The following is a 3,001-nucleotide window of genomic DNA, read 5'->3' as shown; positions in this document are numbered from 1 at the left end:
CAGCACTTACACACCCTGCCTATCAACGTTCTAGTCTTGAACAACCCTTAAGGGCACTTAATGTGCCAGGGAAGACTCATCTCAGGGCTCGCTTCCCGCTTAGATGCTTTCAGCGGTTATCGATTCCGAACTTAGCTACCGGGCAATGCCACTGGCGTGACAACCCGAACACCAGAGGTTCGTCCACTCCGGTCCTCTCGTACTAGGAGCAGCCCCCTTCAATCTTCCAACGCCCACGGCAGATAGGGACCGAACTGTCTCACGACGTTCTAAACCCAGCTCGCGTACCACTTTAAATGGCGAACAGCCATACCCTTGGGACCGACTTCAGCCCCAGGATGTGATGAGCCGACATCGAGGTGCCAAACACCGCCGTCGATATGAACTCTTGGGCGGTATCAGCCTGTTATCCCCGGAGTACCTTTTATCCGTTGAGCGATGGCCCTTCCATTCAGAACCACCGGATCACTATGACCTGCTTTCGCACCTGCTCGAATTGTCATTCTCGCAGTCAAGCGGGCTTATGCCATTGCACTAACCACACGATGTCCAACCGTGTTTAGCCCACCTTCGTGCTCCTCCGTTACTCTTTGGGAGGAGACCGCCCCAGTCAAACTACCCACCAGGCACTGTCCGTGATCCCGATTCAGGGACCGACGTTAGAACATCAAAGCTACAAGGGTGGTATTTCAAGGTTGACTCCACCGCATCTGGCGACGCGGTTTCAAAGTCTCCCACCTATCCTACACATGTAGGTTCAATGTTCAGTGCCAAGCTGTAGTAAAGGTTCACGGGGTCTTTCCGTCTAGCCGCGGGTACACTGCATCTTCACAGCGATTTCAATTTCACTGAGTCTCGGGTGGAGACAGCGTGGCCATCATTACGCCATTCGTGCAGGTCGGAACTTACCCGACAAGGAATTTCGCTACCTTAGGACCGTTATAGTTACGGCCGCCGTTTACCGGGGCTTCGATCAAGAGCTTCGCGCAAGCGCTAACCCCATCAATTAACCTTCCGGCACCGGGCAGGCGTCACACCGTATACGTCATCTTACGATTTTGCACAGTGCTGTGTTTTTAATAAACAGTTGCAGCCACCTGGTATCTGCGACTCCCGTTAGCTCCATCCGCAAGGGACTTCACCGACAGGAGCGTACCTTCTCCCGAAGTTACGGTACCATTTTGCCTAGTTCCTTCACCCGAGTTCTCTCAAGCGCCTTGGTATTCTCTACCCGACCACCTGTGTCGGTTTGGGGTACGATTCCTTACAATCTGAAGCTTAGAGGCTTTTCCTGGAAGCATGGCATCAATGACTTCACACCCTTAGGTGCTCGACGTCGTGTCTCAGCCTTAACAAAGAGCCGGATTTACCTAACTCTTCAGCCTACGCACTTGAACCTGGACAACCATCGCCAGGCCCACCTAGCCTTCTCCGTCCCCCCATCGCAATTGTAAGAAGTACGGGAATATTAACCCGTTTCCCATCGACTACGCCTTTCGGCCTCGCCTTAGGGGTCGACTTACCCTGCCCCGATTAACGTTGGACAGGAACCCTTGGTCTTCCGGCGAGGGGGTTTTTCACCCCCTTTATCGTTACTCATGTCAGCATTCGCACTTCTGATACCTCCAGCAACCCTTACAGGCCACCTTCAACGGCTTACAGAACGCTCCCCTACCCAATACAGTAAACTGTATTGCCGCAGCTTCGGTGTATAGCTTAGCCCCGTTACATCTTCCGCGCAGGCCGACTCGACTAGTGAGCTATTACGCTTTCTTTAAATGATGGCTGCTTCTAAGCCAACATCCTAGCTGTCTGAGCCTTCCCACATCGTTTCCCACTTAGCTATACTTTGGGACCTTAGCTGGCGGTCTGGGTTGTTTCCCTCTCCACGACGGACGTTAGCACCCGCCGTGTGTCTCCCGGATAGTACTTACTGGTATTCGGAGTTTGCAAAGGGTTGGTAAGTCGGGATGACCCCCTAGCCTTAACAGTGCTCTACCCCCAGTAGTATTCGTCCGAGGCTCTACCTAAATAGATTTCGGGGAGAACCAGCTATCTCCAGGTTTGATTGGCCTTTCACCCCTAGCCACAAGTCATCCGCTAATTTTTCAACATTAGTCGGTTCGGTCCTCCAGTTGATGTTACTCAACCTTCAACCTGCCCATGGCTAGATCACCTGGTTTCGGGTCTATATCCAGAGACTGAACGCCCAGTTAAGACTCGGTTTCCCTACGGCTCCCCTAAACGGTTAACCTTGCCACTGAATATAAGTCGCTGACCCATTATACAAAAGGTACGCAGTCACCCCACGAAGAGGCTCCTACTGCTTGTACGTACACGGTTTCAGGTTCTATTTCACTCCCCTCACAGGGGTTCTTTTCGCCTTTCCCTCACGGTACTGGTTCACTATCGGTCAGTCAGTAGTATTTAGCCTTGGAGGATGGTCCCCCCATATTCAGACAGGATATCACGTGTCCCGCCCTACTCGATTTCACTGATTATGATGGACCGGTTACGGGGCTATCACCCTGTATCGCGAGACTTTCCAGACTCTTCACCTGCATCATTAAAAGCTTAAGGGCTAATCCAATTTCGCTCGCCGCTACTTTCGGAATCTCGGTTGATTTCTCTTCCTTCGGGTACTTAGATGTTTCAGTTCCCCGAGTTCGCCTCATTAACCTATGTATTCAGTTAATGATACGTGCTTATGCACGTGGGTTTCCCCATTCAGGAATTCCAGACTCAAGTGGCTTTTACTGCCTAATCTGGACTTATCGCAAGTTAATACGCCTTTCATCGCCTCTGACTGCCAAGGCATCCACCGTGTACGCTTAGTCACTTAACCATACAACCCCAAAGGGTCTGTACGTCAAACAACCAAAGTGCTGTCTCATTATTTGAATGAGCGAGACAGCGTTCGATTTTGCCGGACTCAAATATAAACCTCACAACGCATTGTGGGTTTCCAAGAACACTTGAATGTGTGTTGGTACCTAATAAC

General features: G+C 51.2%; 1 rRNA gene. It reads right to left on the bottom strand.

The features are described 5' to 3' along the window. Nucleotides 1–2,845: ribosomal RNA gene (locus HLM86_RS20075) — 23S ribosomal RNA — on the bottom strand; the annotation flags it as partial. Between the last annotated feature and the right edge of the window lie 156 nt (nucleotides 2,846–3,001).

It is taken from the genome of Vibrio ostreicida (assembly GCF_013074385.2).
GTDB classification, from domain to species: domain Bacteria; phylum Pseudomonadota; class Gammaproteobacteria; order Enterobacterales; family Vibrionaceae; genus Vibrio; species Vibrio ostreicida.
This window is presented reverse-complemented; position numbering and strand designations above follow the sequence as displayed.